19 protein-coding genes are annotated in these 21,966 nt (G+C 54.6%); 9 read left to right on the forward strand and 10 right to left on the reverse strand.

Annotated elements, in window-relative coordinates; translation table 11 throughout:
* Positions 1-97: 97 nt before the first annotated feature.
* Together DMB82_RS16750 and DMB82_RS16755 are read left to right on the forward strand one after the other, a co-directional pair.
* Positions 98-580 (forward strand): hypothetical protein, encoded by a 483-nt coding sequence (locus DMB82_RS16750; RefSeq protein ID WP_116163691.1) that lies wholly within the window; start codon positions 98-100, stop codon positions 578-580.
* A gap of 377 nt (positions 581-957) precedes the next feature.
* On the forward strand, positions 958-1,416 hold the full coding sequence (locus tag DMB82_RS16755) for a GNAT family N-acetyltransferase (RefSeq protein WP_102117304.1): 459 nt from the start codon (positions 958-960) through the stop codon (positions 1,414-1,416).
* A 145-nt stretch (positions 1,417-1,561) separates the two neighbouring features.
* On the opposite strand, the gene DMB82_RS16760 is transcribed toward DMB82_RS16755, so the two are convergent.
* The 6 genes from DMB82_RS16760 to DMB82_RS16785 are packed head-to-tail and all read right to left on the reverse strand — an operon-like array spanning position 1,562 to position 9,346.
* On the reverse strand, positions 1,562-2,599 hold the full coding sequence (locus DMB82_RS16760; RefSeq protein ID WP_102117305.1) for a LacI family DNA-binding transcriptional regulator: 1,038 nt from the start codon (positions 2,597-2,599) through the stop codon (positions 1,562-1,564).
* Positions 2,599-3,651, reverse strand: a complete 1,053-nt coding sequence (locus DMB82_RS16765; protein WP_116163693.1) for a carbohydrate ABC transporter permease — start codon at positions 3,649-3,651, stop codon at positions 2,599-2,601. The genes DMB82_RS16760 and DMB82_RS16765 overlap by 1 nt, the downstream gene beginning before the upstream one ends.
* An 8-nt stretch (positions 3,652-3,659) precedes the next feature.
* A complete protein-coding gene (locus DMB82_RS16770) occupies positions 3,660-4,658 on the reverse strand; it encodes a carbohydrate ABC transporter permease (RefSeq protein WP_102117307.1) in 999 nt (332 codons plus the stop codon).
* 23 nt (positions 4,659-4,681) lie between these two features.
* Positions 4,682-5,773, reverse strand: a complete 1,092-nt coding sequence (locus DMB82_RS16775) for an ABC transporter ATP-binding protein (protein WP_102117308.1) — start codon at positions 5,771-5,773, stop codon at positions 4,682-4,684.
* A gap of 2 nt (positions 5,774-5,775) precedes the next feature.
* On the reverse strand, positions 5,776-6,882 hold the full coding sequence (bglB, locus tag DMB82_RS16780; RefSeq protein WP_102117309.1) for a beta-galactosidase BglB: 1,107 nt from the start codon (positions 6,880-6,882) through the stop codon (positions 5,776-5,778).
* Between the two features lies 1 nt (position 6,883).
* Positions 6,884-9,346: a hypothetical protein gene (locus tag DMB82_RS16785; RefSeq protein ID WP_116163695.1), complete on the reverse strand. Its 2,463-nt coding sequence runs from the start codon at positions 9,344-9,346 to the stop codon at positions 6,884-6,886.
* A 453-nt stretch (positions 9,347-9,799) separates the two neighbouring features.
* Here DMB82_RS16785 and DMB82_RS16790 point away from each other — a divergent pair, with 453 nt between their 5' ends.
* The 7 genes from DMB82_RS16790 to DMB82_RS16820 all read left to right on the forward strand — a co-directional run bounded on the left by DMB82_RS16790 (position 9,800) and on the right by DMB82_RS16820 (position 17,449).
* The gene (locus DMB82_RS16790; RefSeq protein WP_116163697.1) at positions 9,800-11,107 is read left to right on the forward strand and encodes an ABC transporter substrate-binding protein; all 1,308 of its coding nucleotides are present in this window, start codon (positions 9,800-9,802) and stop codon (positions 11,105-11,107) included.
* The gene (locus DMB82_RS16795) at positions 11,104-11,655 is read left to right on the forward strand and encodes a glucosamine kinase (RefSeq protein ID WP_102117312.1); all 552 of its coding nucleotides are present in this window, start codon (positions 11,104-11,106) and stop codon (positions 11,653-11,655) included. The genes DMB82_RS16790 and DMB82_RS16795 overlap by 4 nt, the downstream gene beginning before the upstream one ends.
* Positions 11,652-12,557 carry a glucosamine kinase nucleotide-binding domain-containing protein gene (locus DMB82_RS16800; protein WP_116155428.1) on the forward strand — a complete coding sequence of 302 codons (906 nt, stop codon included), beginning with the start codon at positions 11,652-11,654 and terminating at the stop codon, positions 12,555-12,557. Before DMB82_RS16795 ends, DMB82_RS16800 begins: the two co-directional genes overlap by 4 nt.
* Before the next feature lie 25 nt (positions 12,558-12,582).
* The gene (locus tag DMB82_RS16805) at positions 12,583-14,406 is read left to right on the forward strand and encodes a metallophosphoesterase family protein (RefSeq protein ID WP_116163699.1); all 1,824 of its coding nucleotides are present in this window, start codon (positions 12,583-12,585) and stop codon (positions 14,404-14,406) included.
* A gap of 562 nt (positions 14,407-14,968) precedes the next feature.
* Entirely contained in the window at positions 14,969-15,679 is a 711-nt protein-coding gene (locus DMB82_RS16810) for a metal ABC transporter ATP-binding protein (RefSeq protein WP_102117408.1), read from the forward strand.
* On the forward strand, positions 15,676-16,530 hold the full coding sequence (locus DMB82_RS16815; RefSeq protein ID WP_102117315.1) for a metal ABC transporter permease: 855 nt from the start codon (positions 15,676-15,678) through the stop codon (positions 16,528-16,530). Before DMB82_RS16810 ends, DMB82_RS16815 begins: the two co-directional genes overlap by 4 nt.
* 40 nt (positions 16,531-16,570) lie before the next feature.
* The gene (locus DMB82_RS16820) at positions 16,571-17,449 is read left to right on the forward strand and encodes a metal ABC transporter substrate-binding protein (RefSeq protein WP_116163701.1); all 879 of its coding nucleotides are present in this window, start codon (positions 16,571-16,573) and stop codon (positions 17,447-17,449) included.
* A 189-nt stretch (positions 17,450-17,638) separates the two neighbouring features.
* Here the strand turns inward: DMB82_RS16820 and DMB82_RS16825 are convergent, their stop codons facing one another.
* The 4 genes from DMB82_RS16825 to DMB82_RS16840 form a co-directional block, all read right to left on the reverse strand.
* Positions 17,639-18,721 carry an ABC transporter ATP-binding protein gene (locus DMB82_RS16825; protein ID WP_116163703.1) on the reverse strand — a complete coding sequence of 361 codons (1,083 nt, stop codon included), beginning with the start codon at positions 18,719-18,721 and terminating at the stop codon, positions 17,639-17,641.
* A gap of 91 nt (positions 18,722-18,812) precedes the next feature.
* On the reverse strand, positions 18,813-19,652 hold the full coding sequence (locus tag DMB82_RS16830) for a carbohydrate ABC transporter permease (RefSeq protein ID WP_102117318.1): 840 nt from the start codon (positions 19,650-19,652) through the stop codon (positions 18,813-18,815).
* Positions 19,653-19,679: 27 nt separating this feature from the next.
* Positions 19,680-20,564 (reverse strand): carbohydrate ABC transporter permease, encoded by an 885-nt coding sequence (locus DMB82_RS16835; protein WP_102117319.1) that lies wholly within the window; start codon positions 20,562-20,564, stop codon positions 19,680-19,682.
* Positions 20,565-20,631: 67 nt separating this feature from the next.
* Positions 20,632-21,921, reverse strand: a complete 1,290-nt coding sequence (locus DMB82_RS16840; RefSeq protein ID WP_102117320.1) for an ABC transporter substrate-binding protein — start codon at positions 21,919-21,921, stop codon at positions 20,632-20,634.
* Between the last annotated feature and the right edge of the window lie 45 nt (positions 21,922-21,966).

Consider the following 21,966-nt stretch of genomic DNA (forward strand, 5'->3'; position numbering starts at 1 on the left):
TGTTCTACCCAACTTTGCGTTAGTTAGAATAATTACTGATATATTTATTTAATGGCCTGAATATTCAGGCCATTTTGCATGGAAAGCTCGTAACACCATGAACAAAAATATTGACTATGTGCCAACACTGACACTACCGCTAATTCTGATTGAAAATAGCAATGGATATTCTTCGCAAACCCGAGAGAGGAAAAAAATTGATATTTCTGGTTTCCCTGAAGAAATTGGTACCTACGTTATCCGATATCAACAGCATCCGATCCCTCGATTAATAGGAACCAGCCCCATATTAAAGATAGGTTGCACTACCGATAGTTTCAGAAAACGTTTCAATAACTACAATCATCAATCAGATATGACCACTCCTGATGTTGATTTATATGAAAAACTTAAGCTAAGAACACAAAAAACGAATATCAGGATTATGTATTTTCTTTCCCACCATAAACATCAAGATGAGATTGTTATCGACTTTTATTTCTCCACACTTGATGAACCGAAATCATTAGAGTACAAACTTATCAAAAACTATATGGAATCACATGGTGAATTACCACCACTTAATTTTGGCATGAAATAATGTAATAACACCGATTACATTTTCTTTATTTAAAATTTATTCCGCCCGCTGCACAGGCTACCTGTACGACAATCCGCCGTATGGATAAACACCACATAGCCGTCCTCCATTCTGCGAAATAACCTGCCGCCATAAAGCCGTTTGCATTCATTTTCACTTGACGCACCGGAGACCAAACGTGGGATATGACCATAACATCCCGCTAACACTACGGCAAAACCCACAGCCTGTTCAGGCTCAGAACGTGGGAATTTAAACGAATTGGTCTGCTCTATTATCAATAAGTGGAGGGGAACATCCGTCTATTTGATTGCTATTTTATTCCGGTACATATCAGCCTGATTGCCAGCACTTATCCACGATAATATGAGAGTAAAATGATGAATACAGACCAAGAAATTATTGTTAATTCCGTTGAGCCAGAAGATCACGCGCAGTGGCTGCCCTATTGGAAGAGTTATCAGGAATTCTATAAGGTGCAGCTTTCCGATGAGGTCACGGAAGTCACTTGGGATCGTTTTTTTAACGCCGAGATTCCCGTGTATTGCGCCGTGGCGCGGGAAGGGTCGCACATTATTGGTTTAGTGCACTTTGTTTTTCACGATTCAACATGGGGAGTAAACTCTTATTGTTATTTAGAGGATCTGTTTGTTACCCCCACCGCTCGCGGTAAAAACGTTGGCAAAAAACTGATTGAATACGTGAGAGAACAGGCACAGGAAAAAAGCTGCGATCGGCTGTATTGGCATACTCAGGAAACCAATAAAACCGCCCAGCGACTTTATGATTGGGTCGCGGAAAAACCCGGTGTTATCGAATATAGAATGCCGCTTTAACTATAGTATTTATGCATAAAACATAGTATTTGTGCATAAAACATAGTATTTGTGCATAAAAAATAGTATTTATGCATAAAAATAGTACTTATGCAGAAACTATAGTGCTTATGCGGGGTGAAACTTCCCTGTAAATAACGCCCCTCTACTCCACCCGCCGCACCGATTCTCTGACCACCACCTGCCCAGCCAGTTCAGTACGCTGGGCGATACCGAGCGCCTGTGCGGGCGTCATTTGCTGCGCCAGTAGCTGTAGCGCGGCGCGGGCAATCGTCTCAAACGGCAGATGCACCGTGGTGAGTGAAACCGGCAGCATGTCGAACGGCAGAATGTCGTCCATGCCCATGACGGAAATGTCCTCCGGCACGCGTAGCCCGTGCTGATACAGCGCGTCGATCACACCGATAGCCTGATTGTCCGCCGCACAGAAAATCGCGGTGACGCCCAGCCTGTCGGGGTTAGCCGTCAGCCAGCGCAGCAGTGCATCGCGCGCGGTACGCGGATGGAAATCCGGCAGCGACAGAATGAGATCCTCATCCACCGCTATGCCCGCCTGCGCGAGCGCATCCCGATAGCCGCGTTCGCGCTGTTTGATCGTCATACGCGACGTCCAAGTGAGATGCAGGATCCGCGTATGTCCTTGCTCGATCAGGTAACGCACGCCCGCTGCTGCCGCATAGTGATTGGCGGGCGTCACGCTGCTCAAGCGCATTGAGGGATCTTCACCGTTGATCAGCACCGCCGGAATCCCGCTTTCCGCCACGGCGTTCAGCAACGTCGGGTGATCGTCATTCACAATCAGAATGCCGCTCTCTTTTCCGCCCTGAAGCTCACGCAACAGCTGTTGTTCGTTAATGGTGTCGTGCTCCCCCAGAAACGGACGCAACTGAATATTACGTTGCAGGCAGAGCGTTTTTAGGGCGTTGATCAGCGTCAGCGACACCAGATTGTACTCACTCTCCAGCATCAGATTGCGCGGCGTCGCCAGCAGAATGTGGCGCAGCGGCTCCGTCTGCGCGATGGCCGCTTTGCCCACTTTATGCAACGGATAACCCTGCTCGGTGGCAATCGCCATAATGTGCTGCCTGACTTTGGCGCTGATCGGTGCCGTCCCGTTCAGCGCGCGGGAAACCGTGCTGATGGAAACCCCCGTACGGTCAGCAATATCCTTGAGTGTCGCCATTATTTCATCCCCGTATTGGCAATCCCCGTCGTGATGTATTTTTGCAGGAAGACGAACACCGCCGTCACCGGCAGAAGCGAGAGCATCGTCATCGCCAGTATATAGTGCCACTGCACCGAGAACTGCCCCTGAAACGCATTCAGCCCGATTTGTAGCGTAAAGTTCTCCTGGCTGGAGAGGACGATAAGCGGCCAGAGGAAGTCGTTCCAACGCCAGATCACCGAGAAGATCGCCAGCACCGCCAGCGCGGGTGCGGTCAGCGGTAGAATGATCTTCCAGTAAATACGGAACTCGCTGGCGGCATCGATACGTGCCGCTTCGATCAGCTCATCGGGGATCGTCAGCATGTATTGCCGCAGCAGGAATACGCCGGTCGGCGTTGCCACCGTGGGAATAATCACGCCCCACAGGTTATCGCCCATGTTCAGGCCAATCACCACCAGGAACGTCGGCACCATCACCACCGACAGCGGAATCATCATCGTGGAGAGAAACAGCGTCAGCACCGTACCGCGCCCGCGAAACTCGTATTTCGACAGCGCAAACGCCGCCATCGAACTGAGCAACAGGGTCAGCAGCGTCGCGATCACCGTCACGAATACGGTGTTCTTCAGGTAGGTGGCAAAGTGGAACTTCGTTATCGGCGTCGTGTAGTTCTCTGTCTCCAGATGCAAGGCCTTCATCGGCACCAGATCTTTCGTCGATACACGCACCACCTCACTGGGCGCAGTTGGGTTCACCATCTGCGCGATCAGGCCGATGCGCCTGACCAGCGCCATGGTTTTCGCTTCGCCATCTTCCTGCTTAACCTGCCACAACTCCAGCGGTTTCGGGTACTCAGGCAACGTGACGGTATCCGCCGCCTGTGGCAGAAAGCTGGGCGGAAAACGGTTGATCTCCGCAGGCGTTTTGAACGACGACATCGCCGCCCACATCACCGGAATCATCACCAGCAGCGTACCCACCACCAGCCAGACCCAGCTCATAATATCCGTAATATGGATGCGCCCCGGATGACGGGTACGGGTGAGAAATGCGATTATTTTCATCATGGCTCCCGTTATTTTTTCCCTTCCAGCCGACGCGTCAGCAGGAACTGCAATGCCGTCAGAATCATCAGCACCACGCCCATCAGCACCGAGGCCGCCGAGGCCAACCCGTAGAGTGACGCGTTTGACGAAAAAGCCGTCTGGTAGATGTATTGCACGATAAAGCTGTTGGCCGTGCCGGGGCCGCCGCCGTTGGTCAACACCCAGGCTTCGTCGAAAATCTGCACGCTGTGGATAGTTAGCAAAATCACCACCACCAAAATATTCGGAGCCAGCAGCGGCAGCGTCAAACGATAAAACCCACGCCAGCGCGAGGTCCCATCTACCGCTGCCGCCTCATAAATATCACGCGGAATGGCCTGTAACCCAGCCAACAAGATCAGGGTATAAAACCCGACGTGAAACCAGACGGAGACAAACACCACCCAGAAACGCGATAGCGTCGGGTCGAGCAGGAAGGTAATCGGCTGCCCGCCCAGCGACGACAGCACCAGATTCAGCAGGCCGTTACGGTTAAGGAACCATTGCCAGATCAGGCCAACGACCACCGGCGACAGCAGCACCGGATAAAAGAACATGGCGCGGAAAAAGCCACGGGCGATAATCTTGCGGTTGAGGATCAGCGCCGTCACCAGCGCCACCAGCAGCGTGCAGAGCACGTTGAAAAAGGTGAACGACACGGTGTTGTAAACGCCAGTCCAGAACAGATCCTGTTCACAGGTGGATGGCTCTGCGTAGTTGCCACAGCTCAGCAGCGTAGCGAAGTTATCCACGCCGACGTAAGGGCGTTCCCACAGCAGGATATTGGTGCCGCCGGTAAAGGCATAGCAGACCGACAGCAGAATAGGAATGAAGACAAAAACAGCGAACAGCAGCATATTGGGCGCGATAAAAAACCACGGCATCACTTTGCGGCCACCGAGTTTTTGTAGCAGGTTCACCGCTTTTTCCACTGGCGTTACCAGCTTATCGATCAGCGATCCTGCGGGCAGTAAGGCAATCTTTTTCATGTCGTCCTCTCCCGTCGCGATAATTAATGCTCGCTACAGCGCGGCAATGTGTCATCCGTTTTGCCGTCGAACAGATGGCAATACGTCGGCGGGAAACGGACGAATACCGATTCACCCGCGGCGAACTCCCGATGATGCGCCAGATGGACAATCATCTCATCGTCAATGCCGCTCATTCGCCCGTAGATAAAGGTTTCATGCCCCATCATCTCGCAGCGATCGACACACAGCGCCATGCCCTCGCCATCCCCCACCAACTCACAGTGTGAAGGACGAATGCCGAGCGTGACGTTCTGCCCGACAGTGCCGATAAACGGCAACACCAGACGATTGCCAGACGGGCACTGCACTTCAACCCCGTCGGCACAGGTGGCGACGATCTGCGCCGGGAACATATTCATCCGCGGTGAACCGATGAAACCCGCGACAAATTTATTTTTCGGCCGATTGAACAACTCCAAGGGGGTGCCAACCTGCTCAATGCGGCCAGCGTTCAGTACCACAATGCGCTGCGCCATCGTCATCGCTTCCACCTGATCGTGAGTCACATAAATCATGGTGGTGCGCAGCTTCTGGTGCAGGCGGGACAACTCGCCGCGCGTCTGCACGCGCAGCTTGGCGTCCAGATTGGAGAGCGGTTCGTCAAACAGGAACAGGTCGGGTTCACGCACGATAGCGCGACCAATGGCTACGCGCTGCTGCTGCCCGCCTGACAGCGCACGCGGTCGGCGATCCAGATACGGTTCCAGCCCCAGCATGCGGGCGGCTTCATCAATACGGCGAGCGATTTCGTCTTTGGGGAAGTGCAGGTTCTCCAGTCCGAACGCGAGGTTCTTGCGCACAGACAGGTGCGGATAGAGCGCGTAAGACTGGAACACCATCGCAATCTTGCGCTCTGCCGGTGTGAGATCGTTCACCTTGCGGTTGTCGATCAACAGCTCGCCGCTGCTGATCTCTTCAAGCCCGGCAATCATGCGCAGCAGCGTGGATTTTCCACAGCCCGACGGGCCGACAAAGACCATGAACTCGCCATCATGAATCGTTAAGTCCACGCCTTTGATGATGCTCACCGCACCATAACTTTTGTGGACGTTTTTTAGTTCCAGACTCGCCATTGTCAGCCCTCGCAAACAGAATCTAACTGTGCCAATAACATCAGCATGACCAGTGCCTGCCCGTAAGGCACGGCAACATTGGGAATATCGCGATAGAACTGTAAATCATGTCCCATCGCCGTGCCGTCCGAGACACCCTGCACCACGCCCTGTGCATCAATCTGCGCCACCACGGCGGCATAGCCTTTTTCCAGTACGTCCTGCGGGAAATCGTGCAGCATGCCCAATCGACGCGCCGTCAGAATTCCGGCGATAAATCCGGCGCTGGCGGAGGTCTCCAGCGGTGAATCCGGGTCATCCAGCAGCGTGTGCCACAGGCCGGACTCGTGCTGGCAGCGCGCCAGCGTGGTCGTTTGCTGCTCCAGAATCGCTTCCAGCGTGCGCAGTACTGGCGCGGACAGCTCATCTTCCGCCAGCACCCGCATTTCCGGCAGCACCAGCGTGATCCAGGCATTCCCGCGTCCCCAGAACGCATTGGCATAGTGATGGCGGCCGACGAACGTCCAGCCGTGATACCACAGCCCGCTACGCACATCGGCCAGATAGCGCGCGTGCGTGACGAGCTGGTATTCCGCCTCTTCGATCAGATCGCGGCGGGAGAGTAATTTCCCCGCGACCACCAGAAACAGACCCGCCATAAACAGCGTGTCGTCCCACAGCTGTCCGGTATTCGGCCGCTCTTTCACCGTGTGCTGGAAGCCGCCGTCCTCGGTTTTCGGCAGCGAGTGCAACAGCCAGTCCGCCCAGTCGCTCACCGTTTCACGCCACTGCGCGGGGGCATCCGGTTTGTCCTGACACAGCAACGCCAGCACCAGCATCGGTGCCGTCGAGTTGATCTGACGCGGCGGCAGCCCAGCATCCAGCTTTTGCTGATACCAGTTCGCCAGCGTCGTCAGCATGGTGTCGTCCTGCGTCAGATGCGCCAGCTTCCAGAAACCGTACAGCCCGACGCCGACTTCCCAATCCCATTCTTCGAATTGAATCGTCAGTCCAGCGTCCGGCGTGTCGTCCTGCATCACGCTGTCGATTGCTTTCAGGCGGCAAAATGCCCGCGCCACCTGCGCCAGCAGCGCTTCGGTTTGTTGTCGGTTAAGTGAACCTGTCTGCATGTCATGGGTTTCCTGTGTTGAACTGCGGGACGACCGGGACATCGTCGGGGAAAAGAAAAGGCTGCTGCGCCACGCTGAATCCTGCCGCGTGGCTAAAGGCCAGTTCGCCGTAATCGGGATCGTCGATACGCACGCCGTCGCTGTCCTGTATCAGCGAACGCCCTCGGAAGCGGTCAGCGAATACGGCGAATCCTTGTGCGCCGTCGCCACTGTCCACGGCAACGAACCACATGTTCTGTTCGCCATACGCGCGCAGTTCGCCTTCCGCCTGCTGGCCTGCGGTCGCAAACGGCTGTAATCCGGCGGGATTATGAAACGCGGCATAGCCGTTGCCGCCGCGTACAAAGCACCAGACGCCTTCAACGATGACGTCATCCAGCGCGGTTTGTGGCAGATAGAGATGTGTCCAGGGGCGGATATCCTGTTGCAGATCGAACACCATCAGCGCGCGATTGCGGTACTGCATCAGGTGCGGCAAGCGTCCGTTTCCTGCCCAATAAGAAGGACGGTGCACGCCGTCGGGGCGATCTTCGCCGGGGTGGTTCACCCACAGACGGGCGGCATAGTGCGTGCCCAGCCGCACATCCAGCAGATGCTGCTGGTGCCCATGCTCGCCGGGGTGATGATCGAAAACGGAAGAAAAGGCCACGTCGCGCTGCTTCCAGGCGATGATGCGGGCGCTGCGGTTCAGCCCCTGCACCCAGCGCGCTTCTGCACCGTGCGGCAGTGACCAGTGTGCAATCTGATCCGTCGTTTCCGGCGGCTGATAGTCGCTCAGGCACAGCAGCGGCAGCGCGGCACAGTGCGGAATCAGCCAGCCTTCTCCCCACATCAGCGCACACAGGCCGGACAGCTCGGTCAACATGCCGGAGCGCAGTTCTTTATCGTAGGCGCGTCCCATGGTGCCAACTGCGACGCCGTTCTGATGCACCCACGCCGTCATCAGCATGATGCGGTCAATCACCACGCGGGATTTCTCGCGCAGATCGGCATCCTGCGCCAGTTCGTACAGCGCCACCAGCCCAATCAGGTCGATGGGGTAATAAGCTGCCGAATTCCACTCCACCAGCCCGTGCTCCAGAATGGAATCAAACCAGCGCGTCAGGCGCTCGTGAGCAATCGCCTTTTGCTCCAGACCGCGACGGCCGCTGCATGGGAAGGTGTCATCCGGGAAGTTTTGTCCGGCCAGATATTGTGCGACGTGGAAGCACAGGCAGTGGTTTTCGCTCCAGAACCACATGGTGTCGTTGCCCGGCTCATCAATCCAGTAGCGGAAGCCGACAATGGCGCTGCGCACGCGCCGCCAGTCCTGCGGCGGCAACTGCTGTCCCTGATAGCGCTGCCACAGCCAAATCAGCGGCACTAGTTGGAAATCGGCACAGTCTTCACGACGGCTGATTTTCTGCAATGCGCTGTTGAGAATCGGCGCAGCGGCATCGCTGCCCTCGCCCGTCGCGACAATCGCCAGCAGCCGTCCGAGGCGTTCAAAACCGTGCAGCGCGGTATGACGCAGTACCGCTTCACGCCGCGCGGCCAGAGTCGGTAACGCGGGCATCGTTTGCGATGGCAAGCGCCCGAAACTGAGCGTACGCGTCAGCGTAATGCCGTTGCAGGTCGCGGCACAGACCAGATCGTAATAGCCCACCAGAACCGCAGGCAGATCCACCTGCCAGCCGAGATTGCCAGCAGGCAGCGTTTGTTTTTGCTGCCATGCGGGGACGGATTCGTTGACGTTGCCAACCAATCGATGTGCCATCGTCACCGTTTCCAACAGTGGTTGTGAGCTATTCAGCACCAGCACGGGCGGTTGGATCAGGTTATTCTCCAGCGTCAGCCCGTTCACCCAGCTATCCAGCGCGGTCAGTTGTGCGCTGAGCACCGCGTCTTCATCAAGCTGCCAGAAGAGCGTATCTTCCCCCTGATAGCACAGGCTAAACAGGTAGTCGGTATCGCGCTCGCACAGCTCTTCGCTGTGCACCACCAGCGTGTTCAGCCCCGCTCTCAACGGCAGCGAGATGGCACAGGTTTGCTCGGTGTTGCGGGTAAACGGCGTAAAGCGGGTAACCTGTTCGCCGTTCAGCCACAGCGTGACGCCGCCGCAGGTGCTGAGCGTAAACGGTGCTGGCTGCGCGCGGTCACTGTGGATCGTGCAGCGAGCAAAGCGCTGAACGTGAACCGGACACGGCCAGAAATCGCTGAAATTCACGCAGCGGCTTTCATCGCCACCGCTCCACATCAGCGGGAAATGAAGATCTTCGGGTAACGTCACTTCGCGCTTTGCCTCTTCCTGCAAAAAGCGCACGCGGCAGGGTAAAACACCGACATCGACAAAGCCGTTAATAAAGCGGTAATTCACCTTATCCGGCAGCGTATCCGGCTCGGCAAAATAACGTTTTTCCGTCAACTCGGTGATGAGAAACCGATTAATGACGCCGTTCTTCTTTAATTTCCAACCGATATTCATACGGAATCCTGTTTACGGCGTTGAAAAATAAAATAACGAAAATGTATGGCGTAACTTATTTGCACTTTCGCTGTGCACACTCTGCCAATATTTAGGGCAGCGGGTCATTCCCTGCACTGTGACATCGCAATTAGAATGCAAATTTGCATTAAGTTGTCATTTGCATTCATTTATTGACATTTCGCATTAATAAATAAGATTATCGCGTTTAGATACGTGATTAATATCACAAAAATGCTTTATTTAAATCAATATTTAAAATATCTTTAACCTGCTTCACATAAATCAATCAGGGTTCTGTCCATGATTGCATGATGAAAATGACAGATGAATGCAAATTTGCATTAATAAGAAAACGGAATAACTCACAGAAATAAAATAAACTCTGCCGCCAACGCCAGGGTATTTACGTCATTAATCAAACATAAGATGTGCTCACCAACGGAGAGGTTTATGATGCGTTCCAACACCGCGTTATTTTTTTCCGCCCTTGCACTGGGGTTATTCAGCAACAGCGCGTTAGCCGCTAAAACGCAAATAACATTTTTATATAGTGACGACGATCCCGAATTAGTGCATTTCATGGAGCAGAAAGTAAAATCTTTCTCTCAGAGTAATGAGCGCATCGATGTGAATTTTGTCAGCACCGGCTATAACGCGCTGCAAACACAGTTACCGATGCAGTTGGCGGCGGGCTTAGGCCCGGATATTGCCAAAACCACGCAAATGGGGCTGCTCGGCTATACACTAGATTTGCGCCCCTATCTGAAAGATCCCGCCGCCTTTGAGAAACGCTACAGCGCGGGTATCGAAAAGATCATGCGCGTGAAAGGCGTGCATAAAGCGGATGCGCTGCCGGGCTTTGTCGCCTCCTGGACTGCCGACCTGCCATTTATTAACGTGACGCTGTTTGAGCAGGCAGGCGTACCTCTGCCGCAGCCGGGCTACACGATTGATGATTTGATGAAAGCCTCGAAACTGGTCGCGGAAAAAATCGGCGTGCATATTCCCTTCACCATCGACCGCAGCGGTTTCCGCTTCTCCGGCCCAGCCTATTCTTACGGTGCGCGTTACGATAAAGACGGGCTGATCAACTTCCCAGATGCGGCTGCGCAGCAGTGGATTAAAGATCTGAAACACTGGTCGGACGAAGGCGTGTTCCCGCGTGAAATGTGGGGTGCCGCGGGCGGCGGTCAGTACAAGAGCATGGCGGACGATTTCGTGAACGGCAACATCGTGACCTACTTTTCCGGCAACTGGCTGTTGAACCAGTTCAGTAAGCAGATTGGCGACGGTTTTGACTGGAAAGTGCTGCCCGCGCCTTGCAAAGAGAAGTGTATTTCGATGGGCGGCGCGACCTTCATCATGCCGTTCACCACCACCAAACACCCGCAGGAAGTCGCCGAATTCATGGAATGGCTGGGCAGCGAACCGCTGCAACGTGAGATCGCCGAGCGCTTCAATATCATCGTCGGTGCGGATATTGCCGATCTGCACTACCAGACCAAAGATAAGCACGTGATCGACGGCCTGAACACCGCGCGTGAAGAGATCAAAAAGATCCCGTCTTACGTCTTTGATTGGGAACGCATGGAAAGTCTGGGCGCGAGCGAACTGTACCCTATCATCCTGACGCGCTTTACCCAATATCTGAACGATCAGGTGTCGTTTGATGAGTATCTGCGCCTGACGTCAAACGATGTGAAGCGCCTCAACGAAACGATCGCGACGAATCAACAACAGCGGAAAAACGCACCGTGAAAGGGCAACTGAGGGAGATCGGCATCGATGGCGATCGCCCCTTTGATCGCGCAAAAGAGAGCACATTGTGCGAACAGCGCTGGCCGGGGCAAAGCCGCTATCTGTTGGTCACCGGCGGCTTCACTCGCCTGCTACACTGGCATAACGGCCTCCTGACCTGTCGCGGCGGCGATAGCTTTCCCATCGGCAATCCGGCCAGCCTGTCTCGGCTGGGGCTGTGGGCGGTGCAGGAGATGCTTCAGGCCGTTGAGGGCATCACGCCGCTTACACCGCTCAGTGAAGCGCTGTTCCTGCACTTCGATAAGCATATCGATCGGGTTATCGACTGGTCAAAACAGGCGCAGGCCGCAGACTACAGTACGCTCGGGCACGTTGTGCTGGCGCATCCGCAGGATGTACTGGCGATGCAACTTCTGACCCGCTGCGCGGGTGAACTGGCTCTGCTGCTCAGCAGCCTGCCGGATTCACAGACTGAATCCGTCAGCCTCAGCGGCGATCTGGCGATTGCCTGTCTTCCCTATCTGGATTCTGGAGCACGCGCATCATGACAACATGGCTGTATGCCGGTGTGGATGGCGGCGGCACAGGCTGTCGGGCACGGATTTATCAGGACGACGGTACGCCGCTCGGTCAGGGACACGGCGGTCGTGCCAATCTGCTGCTCGGCGTGGAAAGTGTGCGCCAGTCAGTGGACGACGCTATCGCGCAGGCGTTGAAGCACAGCGGGCTGTCGCCGGATGACGTATCCCGGCTGAAAGTCGGGCTGGCACTCGCCAGCGCAGAATATCGCGCCGCCTACGAGGCGTTTCTGGCGTTGCCGCATCCTTACGCGACGCAGGTGCTCAATACCGATGCACTGGGTGCCTGTCTGGCCGTCAATCAAGGGAAAGACGCAGGCGTGGTCATTGCCGGCACTGGTTCTTGCGGGCTAGCGTGGCAAAACAGGACGATTACCGCCTACGGCGGCCATGAATTCCCGATTTCCGATCAGGGTAGCGGCGCACGGCTTGGGCTAGCGGCGCTGCAACATACCTATAATGTGCTGCAAGGCTGGTGCGCGCCGTCGGTGCTCAGTCAGCACATCGACGATTTCTTTTCTGCCAGCACAGCGCCCACGAACACGCTCTACGCGCTACAGACATTTAGCCAGAAGGCGAAACCGGGCGACTATGCACAGTTCGCCCGCTACGTATTTGACTGCGCTAAGCAGGACGATGCCGTTTCTCACGCGCTGCTGGCGCAGACAGCCAGCGAAATCGGCCTGCTGTTGGCCGCCGTGGCACGCCATACGCCTCCCCGCCTGTCGCTCATGGGCAGCATCGGCTTACATATTCGTCCGTGGCTACCGGACGAGTGGCAATCCCAACTCGCGGCTCCGATGGGCGATGCACTCGACGGCGCACGATTGATTGCCTGTCATGATTATGCGTTATACAGCCATCCGTTATAAAAAATAAATAATGCCGGAGACATCAATGACATCACTCACTCGCAGAACCTTCGTCAAGCTCGGTGCAGGCAGCGCCATTACGCTGGCTGGCGGCTTTTTCCACGCTAACGGCGAATCGGCAGCCCCCGCAGGACCGCTGCGCATTGCTATTATTTCGGATGTCCACGTCCACAACATCTACGGTAACTACGATTTTGACGGCCTGCCTGATGCGCAGACGGGAAAGACGCTGACCATTCGTACACTGAAAGATTCGGTGAATTCGACCCGCATCTTCAATGAACCCTACTTTGCGCTGCTGGCCGCGCTGGACGAACTGGCAAAACAGCAGGTGAAATACGTGGTGCTGTCTGGCGATTATTCTGATGATGGACAACAGCCCACCGTTGAAGGGATTGCCGCCATCCTGACGCAGTATGAACAGCGCCACGGGATGCGCTTCTTTGCCACGCCAGGCAACCACGATGTTAATCGCCCGCAGGGGGATGATTCCTCGGAGAGAATGCTCAATGCCGACGGCAGCAGCACCATGCTGAGCAGTAAATCCGACGTCAAACTCGGTGATGCAAAATCGCTGGTTGTCACCGCCACGATGCAGGCGCTCGGCTATGAGCGCGGCCTGCCGCTGATGAAACCGTTTGGTTTCTTTAAACGCGACGACTTCCTGCACTGGGAAACCCCATTTGGCGACAGCGACGAACTCACTAAACGCCAGTATCTCGCCCGCTCGCCAGACGGCAGTAAGCAGTGGAATATCGTGGACGCCTCCTATCTGGTGGAGCCGGAAGCGGGACTGTGGCTACTTTCCATCGATGCCAACGTATATCAGGTCAAAGATGGCCCAGAGAAACGCGAAGAGATTAAAGGCTACTCCACCAGTAACGACACGGGCTGGAACGCCTTGTTGACGGAAAAGCCGTTCATGCTGCCGTGGGTGAAATCGGTCGTGCAACGGGCAAAAGCGCAGAACAAGAAGCTGCTGGTGTTCTCGCACTATCCGCTGGTCGATTTCCTCGACGGTACGGTAGAAGACGAAAAACAGCTCTTTGGCAGCAACAGCTTCATTAAACGCACACCGCGGCCGGAGGTTGCCGAACAGGCGCTGGCAGCCGGAATCCGTCTACACTTCAGCGGCCACCTGCACGTTAACGACACCGGCGTGTATCGCGGTTCACAGGGGACGCTGGTAAATGTTGCCGTGCCATCGCTCGCTGCCTATCCGCCCGCCATGAAGCTGGCGACGCTGCACAGCGATCGGGTGGACATTGATACGTTGGTGCTGCGCAACGTGCCACAGTTCAACCATCTGTTCCCGTTTTATCAGAAAGAGTTGGATCGCACTGGTGAACCGCTGGGCGACATCCTGAAAAGCCGCGATTATTACGACTTCCTGCACCATCATCTGGCACTGCTGGTACGCCAGCGTTTTCTGGTGAAAGACTGGCCGGAAGATTTGTCACCCCTCATCACTACGCTGAACTGCGCCGATCTGCTGTGGATCGCACAACAGCAGGAACCGCTCAGCGCCAAAACGCTGCCCGACGCCGCCGAGCGCAAACCCACTGCGGTTGCAGGCACCGAAGCGTTACAGGATATTTCGCTGCTCACGCTGGTGACCGACTGGTATTGCCTGCGCAACGGCAGCGATCTCGCCTGGCAGGATATCCCGGCTGCGCGGGTGAAACAGTACCGCGCACTGCTGGCGGCCTACACGCCAACGACCACGCTACCGCCGGACAGCCTGCAATACCGCTTCGGCCTGATGCTGAAAATCCTAGCCGGTTACATCAACGATGAGCCTGCTACTCGCTTTGTGGTTGATATGCAGGGGAATTTTTTAACAGTATAAGATTTTCTCTTTCGGGGGAGGCTTCGTACGCCACGCTGAAGATAAAAACTGAGCCAACTCATATTGCTCACGGGTCTTCTCTTCACGGCGTAAAAAATTATGCTGAGGTGAACATGAACGCCGAGTGAGCGGCATGGATGCCGCGAAAGCCAGTGCCGCGTCGGGAACGCGTCACTGGCGGCTCGAAAAGCGGGCATGGGCACCGAAGGCACCGCGTTAGCGGCATAATTTCCGCCAAAAGCCGGGGTTCATAGGGGGCTGGCGTAGCCCCCTATGTCGGGCGCGTGCTACGACGTAGCATGAAGATAACAGTGTTCGACGCGCACGAAATAGTGCCCCCCTGCCTCATCAATCACACCCCTCCCCCTAATCAGCTTACATAATTTTTTACCTATTCCCTCTGTCGTCATCACCAAAAAATGATACGTTATAATATAACAATTAATCTTTTATCGATGATGATGACACGTTTTTACTCCCTCTCCGCGCTGAAGCGCGTGTTACTGGTTTCCCTGCTGTTGGTGCCGTTGTGGTTATTGGTTGGGTGGGCGGTGATGTTGCCATGATTGCCCTGCAAGAACTGGCCTTTGGCTATCGTCATCAACCACCGCTCGCGACGCTCAGCGGGTGCTTTCATCAAGGATCGCTGACGGCCATTATTGGCGCAAACGGCAGCGGAAAATCTACGCTGCTGAAAACGCTGGCGGGTCTGTTGCCGCCGCTTTCCGGTTCGTTCAGCCTCGGTAACGGCGGTAAAGATAACGCGATTAGCTATCTACCCCAACTCTCCGAATTTGATCGGCAGTTCCCTATCAGCGTACGCGATCTGGTACTCATGGGGTCGCTGCCCCACCGCGGATTACTACGCAGTATCAATGCCAACTGGCATCGTAAAGCGGCAGACGCGCTCGACGCCGTCTCAATGGCAGACTTTGCCGATCGGCATATTGGCGTCCTGTCCGGTGGGCAGCTACAGCGTGTGCTCTTCGCGCGGCTGATGCTGACACAGGCTCCCATCATTCTGCTGGATGAGCCTTTTACTGGGGTCGATAGCCACACCACGCAGGCGCTTTTGCAGATTATCGCGCAGCTTCATGCCGAAGGCAGGACTATTCTGGCCGTGTTGCACGATCTGGAACTGGTCGGTCAGCACTTCCCGACTATATTGCATCTCACCCCAGACGGCCACCGCTGGGGAGATGCCCACCCCCTATTACATAGCCTGCGCAAGGCCGACAGCGATACGCCAACGCTCAGGATCGTCACGTCATGATGCTATTTCACCTGATGACTTTTCCTTTTGCAGAATTCGGTTTTATGCGCCGTGCGCTGGTTGGCTGTCTGGTCATCACGCTGAGCGCCGCGCCGTTGGGCTGTTTCCTGCTGTTGCGGCGCATGAGCCTGATTGGTGATGCGCTGTCGCACGCGGTCTTACCCGGCGTCGCCATCGGCTACCTCATATCCGGGATGTCGCTGCTGGCGATGGGGATCGGCGGTTTTATCGCTGGGCTATCTGTCGCCATGCTCTCCGGTTTCGTCACTCGCCATACGGAATTAAAAGAGGACGCCAGCTTTGCCGGATTTTACCTCGGTTCGCTGGCGCTCGGCGTCACGCTGGTATCACTGCGCGGTTCCAGCGTCGATCTGCTGCATGTGCTGTTCGGATCGATTCTGGCGGTAGATCGCGCCGCGCTGATCGACATTGCGCTGATCGGATCAACTTCCTTGCTGGTGCTCGCTGCTCTCTATCGGGCGCTGGTGATTGAATCGTTTGACGTGACCTTCCTGCGCATCAGCTCAGGGCGGTATCGGGCGTTAATCCACGGTCTGTTTCTGTCGCTGGTGGTGTTGAATCTGGTCGCAGGATTCCAGCTGTTAGGCACGTTAATGACGGTCGGCATGATGATGCTGCCTGCCGCCAGCGCGCGTTTCTGGACACAGCGCCTGCCCGTTATGCTCGGCATTGCGGTGCTGCAAGGGATGCTCGCCAGCCTGATCGGGCTGCTGTGGTCCTACTATGCCGAGTTGCCCGCAGGGCCTGCCATCATTCTGACGATTACGCTGTTTTTTTGTTTCTCGGTCTGCGTTGGTCACAACGGTGGGCTGTTACGCCTGCGTCGGTGACCGATAAATCTCGTTATCTGCAACTGTCTGTGAGGGAAAAATGAAACGTTCACTGTTAGCTATTGCGTTATCCGGCCTGCTGCTTAGCCCACTGGCGATGGCAAACAACCTTGATGTTGTCGCCAGCTTTTCCGTACTGGGCGATATGGTCAGCCACATCGGCGGCGATCGCGTGACCGTGATCGATCTGGTGAAGCCGAATGGCGATCCGCATGAGTTTGAACCGTCGCCGAAAGACAGCAAAACGCTGGCGAAAGCCGATCTGGTTTTCGTTAACGGGCTGGGTTTGGAAGGGTGGATCGATCGGCTGGTCACCGCCTCCGGCTACCGTGGTGAGGTCATCACGGCATCAAACGGCATTGAAACCCGCACCATGGTGGAAGATGGCAAAACCGAAACCGACCCCCACGCCTGGAACAGCATGGGCAACGGCATCGTTTATGCGCACAACATCGTCAACGCGCTGGCAAAAGTCGATCCGCAGAATGCCGATTACTATCGTCAGCAGGGTGAAGCCTACATCAAACAACTACAGGGACTGGATCGCTATGCGAAGAAAACCTTTGCCGACATTCCGCCAGAAAAACGTAAAGTGCTGACCAGCCATGATGCATTCGGCTATTTCAGCCAAGCCTACGGCGTGACGTTCCTGTCGCCGGTGGGCTACTCGACCGAATCGGAAGCCAGCAGTAAGAAAGTGGCTTCGCTGATTACACAAATCAAGCAAGAGAAGGTGAAACGCTACTTCATTGAAAACCAAACCGATGGACGTCTGGTGAAGCAAATCGCGACGGCCAGCGGCGCGCAGCCCGGCGGTGAACTGTACCCAGAAGCGCTGACCGATGCATCCGGCCCCGCGTCAACCTACACGGCCGCGTTTAAACACAACGTCGATACCCTCGCCGCCAGCATGAAGTAAACGTGGTGGTGCGCGCCACTACCGCTTTTCGCCGCTACTGACAGCCGCCACAGGACTACAGCTAGTCAGAAGGAGCGGGCGTGATGTACCGTCCGTGATATGTCATCGCAGGCATCATCCTGATGGGATCTGCACCGGGGAAGCTTTACGACGCTGCCCGCCCATTGAAGAAAAAGGGCGGGCACACGTTTAGGCATTAAGACGTTTGCCGCTGGCTTGATCAAAAACATGAACCGTATTGGCTTTAGGACGCAGATAAACCCGATCGCCCGCTTGCAGCATCAGGCGTGTTTTCTGGCTGACAGTGATGCGGCGATGATCGCTCAACAAGCAAAAAACATGCAGGTCACTGCCGGTATTTTCCACCGTTTCGACCGTAGCCGCGATCGTGTTATTGCCCTCTTCCACCCATTCAAAGTGTTCAGGGCGTACTGCATAGACGATTTGTTGGCCTACAGTAACCGTCACATCTTGCGGCACGGGCATTTGGGTATGTTCATCCAGTTGCAACACGCAGGTGCCCTGATGTTCAACCGCCCAGCCGGACAATTGGTTAATCTCAGGAGAGCCAATAAATCCCGCCACAAAACGGTTGGCAGGGCGATCGTACAGATCGAGTGGCGACCCTACTTGTTCAATCACGCCATCACGCAGCACCACAATCATTTCGCCCATGGTCATGGCTTCAATTTGATCGTGCGTAACATAAACCGATGTCGTATGTAGACGCTGGTGCAGTTCACGAATTTCCGCCCGTACCTGAGTACGCAGTTTGGCATCCAGATTGGAGAGCGGCTCATCGAACAAAAACACCTGTGGGTTGCGCACAATCGCACGTCCCATCGCCACACGCTGACGTTGGCCACCAGACAACTCTTTCGGCAAACGGTCGAGCAATTTTTCCAACCCAAGCAGGACGGCAACGTCATCCACCTTCTGGTTGATCTCTTTTTTCGGCATCTTTGCTAATTTAAGTGCAAAGCCCATATTTTCCCGCACTGTCATTTGCGGATAGAGGGCGTAGCTTTGGAACACCATAGCGATATCACGCAATTTGGGTTCCTGTTCGGTCACATTCAGACCATTGATGTGAACCTCCCCCTCAGTCACCTCTTCCAAACCCGCGATTAAGCGTAATAAGGTCGATTTACCGCAACCGCTGGGGCCAACCAGCACGCAGAACTTCCCGTCTGGGATCTCCAGTGACACATCACGAATGATTTTCGTGTTATCAAAAGATTTGCTGACGTTTTTAAGAATGACAGAACCCATAGTAATCCTCAGTCTCATTCACAGGACGCGCATAACTGCCGCCAAAACCAACCGGCGGCGCGCTACCTGCGCGCCGCAACACAACGGGAAATCACCCTTTTACTGCACCAGACATCAGCCCACGGTTGAAATATTTTTGCAGTCCCAGGTAGACAATGGCGCTCGGCAACATCGCCAGCAGGGTGATCGCGATAAAGACGTTAGGTGAACTGTTTTCATCCGAGCTGAGCACACGTAACATCACCTGAATGGTATACATGCTCTCCTGATTCACCACGATCAGCGGCAGCAGATACTGATCCCAAATCATGATGAAACCAAAAATCACCACCGTACCCAGCGCGGGACGAACTAAAGGCAGAATCACATTCCAGAAAATTTGCCACTCGGAAGCCCCGTCGACGCGGGCAGCATCTTCCAGATCCTTAGGAATGGCGGACATAAATTCACTCAACACAAAAATCGAAAAGGCCCAGCCAACAATCGGCAAGATCATGCCCATGTAGCTGTTGGCAATCGAGGCATCCAACACGGGTAACTTCCAGTTGATAATGACGTACAGCGGAATAGCGATCACTTCTTCTGGCAACATCATTGTGGATAGGATAATCAACCCGACGACGGACGCGCCGCGAAATTTTTTGCGCGACAGGGCGTAGGCAGCCAATGCGCTCACCCCGACCTGTAAGATCAAACCGAAAGCCACCACCACCAGCGAATTGAACAGAAATTTCCAGACGCCAACCTCAAACCAAGCGCGACGGAAATTCTCCAACGTAAAATGTGAGGGCCACAGCACCAGTTCTCCCGGTTTCACCGTCGCACCGCTGAACGCAGTCATAACGATACCGATGAACGGCCCCACGAAAACAATCAGTACCGCCGCATAAATAATGCCGCAACCGATACGATCCCACAGTTTCATTTTCATCTACTCATACCTCTGGTGCCTTTCAAATTAATACTTCACGTAACGTTTCTTGACGGCAAAATGAATCAACGTCAGCAACACGGTAAAGATGAACAGCACAAACGACACCGCCGAGGCATAGCCGTAATCAAACTGAACGAACCCGGCTTTATATATTTGTGTCATCACGACTTCTGTCGAGCCTGACGGTCCGCCCCCGGTAGAAGCGTAGATTTCGGCAAACACGCGAAAACCGCGAATGAAGGAGAGCATGATGATGACCGAAATCGCGGGAATCAGCCCCGGCAACGTCACATAGCGTAGGCGATTCCAGCGGCTGGCACCGTCAACGTTGGCCGCGTCATACAGTTCGCGGTTGATGGTGGCAAGCCCAGCAATGAAGATCACCATGTTGTATGGCACCGCTTTCCAAATTTGCAGCAGCATCACCATCGGCATAGCCTGGTGCGGATCGGTGAGAAAGCCCTGCGCATCAATGCTAAACCATGACAACATATGGTTGATCACGCCGTTGGGCGTAGGGTTGAACATAATTTTCCACATTTCTGCCACGATAGCCGCACTAGTGATCGCTGGCAGGAAAATCGCAGTACGGATAAAACGCAAATGCCGTGCTGGCCCTTCCAACACAATGGCGATAAAGAAAGCAATAAATGCTGACGCCAGCGCGGTCACTACCACGTTAAGCAAGGTGTTGAGCGTGGCATCATGGAGATCGCCGTCGTTCACTATGCGTGAAAAGTTTGCCAGCCCGACCCAATTATCGGGCTGACCAAAGTTGATCTGATAAAAACTCATCACCATGCCCTGCACCATTGGAATGAATTTAAACCAGGTAAAAACGATCAATGCCGGAGCCAGAAACAGCCAAGGCGTTAACCAGCGTTTAGTACGTGGGGAAAGGATGCTCATATTCACCGCCTGAATGCATCGTCATCGCGGCCGCCAACAACAGGCGGACGCGATGACGTGGAATGACTTATTTTGCTAAAACTTTTTGTTTACCCAGTTCAATATTCACTTTTTCATTGAGCTGTTTCAGCTCAGTTGGAATATCAGACTGGCAATTGGACAGGATTTTGTTGAAACCATCGGCAGTTACCTGACGAATTGGCGTCCAGTTCGGCACGGCAGGCACATAGTGACCATCAGAGGCATACTGCTCAGCAAATACGCCCCAACGTTGATCCTGATAAATCGCATTGGCATCCACCGTTTTATTCACCGGCAAACGAACGATCGGTTCGTTAGGCGTGCCGACAGCAGTACCGATCTTCTGCCCTTCCTGCGAGATAAAGAAGTCGATGAACTTCAGCGCCTGTGCTTTTTGCTTGCTGCTTTTTACCAGGAAGATAGCTTCGCCTTCCGCCAGGCTAGCGTTGCTGACCGGACCACGCGGCGGTTTTACCACTTCAAACTTATCCGGACCTGGCTCATTAGAGAACACGGGCATACTGTATGGGCCAGACAGCACCATACCAACCTGACCAGAGCGGAAGGCGTTGGAAATATCAGAGGTCACCGCGTTGATAGCCCCCGGCTGAACCACTTTGTCACACACCATGCCACGCATGAAGGTTACGGCATCGACCACGCCTTTATCATCCAGTGAGGCTTTGAAAGCATCACCTTGACGGCTCACAAATTCGCCCCCCGCCTGCCAAATAAAGGAAGAGAGGATCCAACTGGTATAACCACGCGTAGCGGAACCCGGTAGGCCAAAACCGTAGGTATCATTTTTACCGTTGCCATCGGGATCCTTTTCAGTAAAAGCTTTCGCAAGCGCCTTCAGATCATCCCACGTTTTCGGCTGCGGTAACCCAAGCTTTTCACGCCAGTCTTTGCGAATATAGAGTGCGGAGGCCTGCACCGACGTCGGAATACCGTAGTATTTACCATCACCAAATTTCAGGCTGTTCAACGCCACGGGTTGTAGATCCTTCCCATAGGACAACTGACTTGGCTCAATAGCATCTACCACGTTTAATTGAATCAACTGCCCCATGTAAGCCGCATCATTGATGATCAGATCCGGTAGTGTATTGCCCACGGCTGCACGAGCCAGACGCTGTTCAAAGTCAGTGCTGGCACTGAAGTAGCTCACTTTGATACCGGTTTGCTTCTCAAACGCTGCTGCTTCTTGTTCATAGATGACGCGGGCGTTGTTGTTGGCCCGGATCCAGACATTCAGTTCGTCAGCGGCGTGAACCGCCAACGAGCTTCCCGCCAACAGCGCGGTCGCAACTACCTTGGCTACTATTTTTTTCATTATGGTTGTTCCTCGTTTTCGGATGGCCCTGGTGTCAGACGCATA

Source organism: Pectobacterium aquaticum (assembly GCF_003382565.3).
In the GTDB taxonomy this organism is placed as follows: domain Bacteria; phylum Pseudomonadota; class Gammaproteobacteria; order Enterobacterales; family Enterobacteriaceae; genus Pectobacterium; species Pectobacterium aquaticum.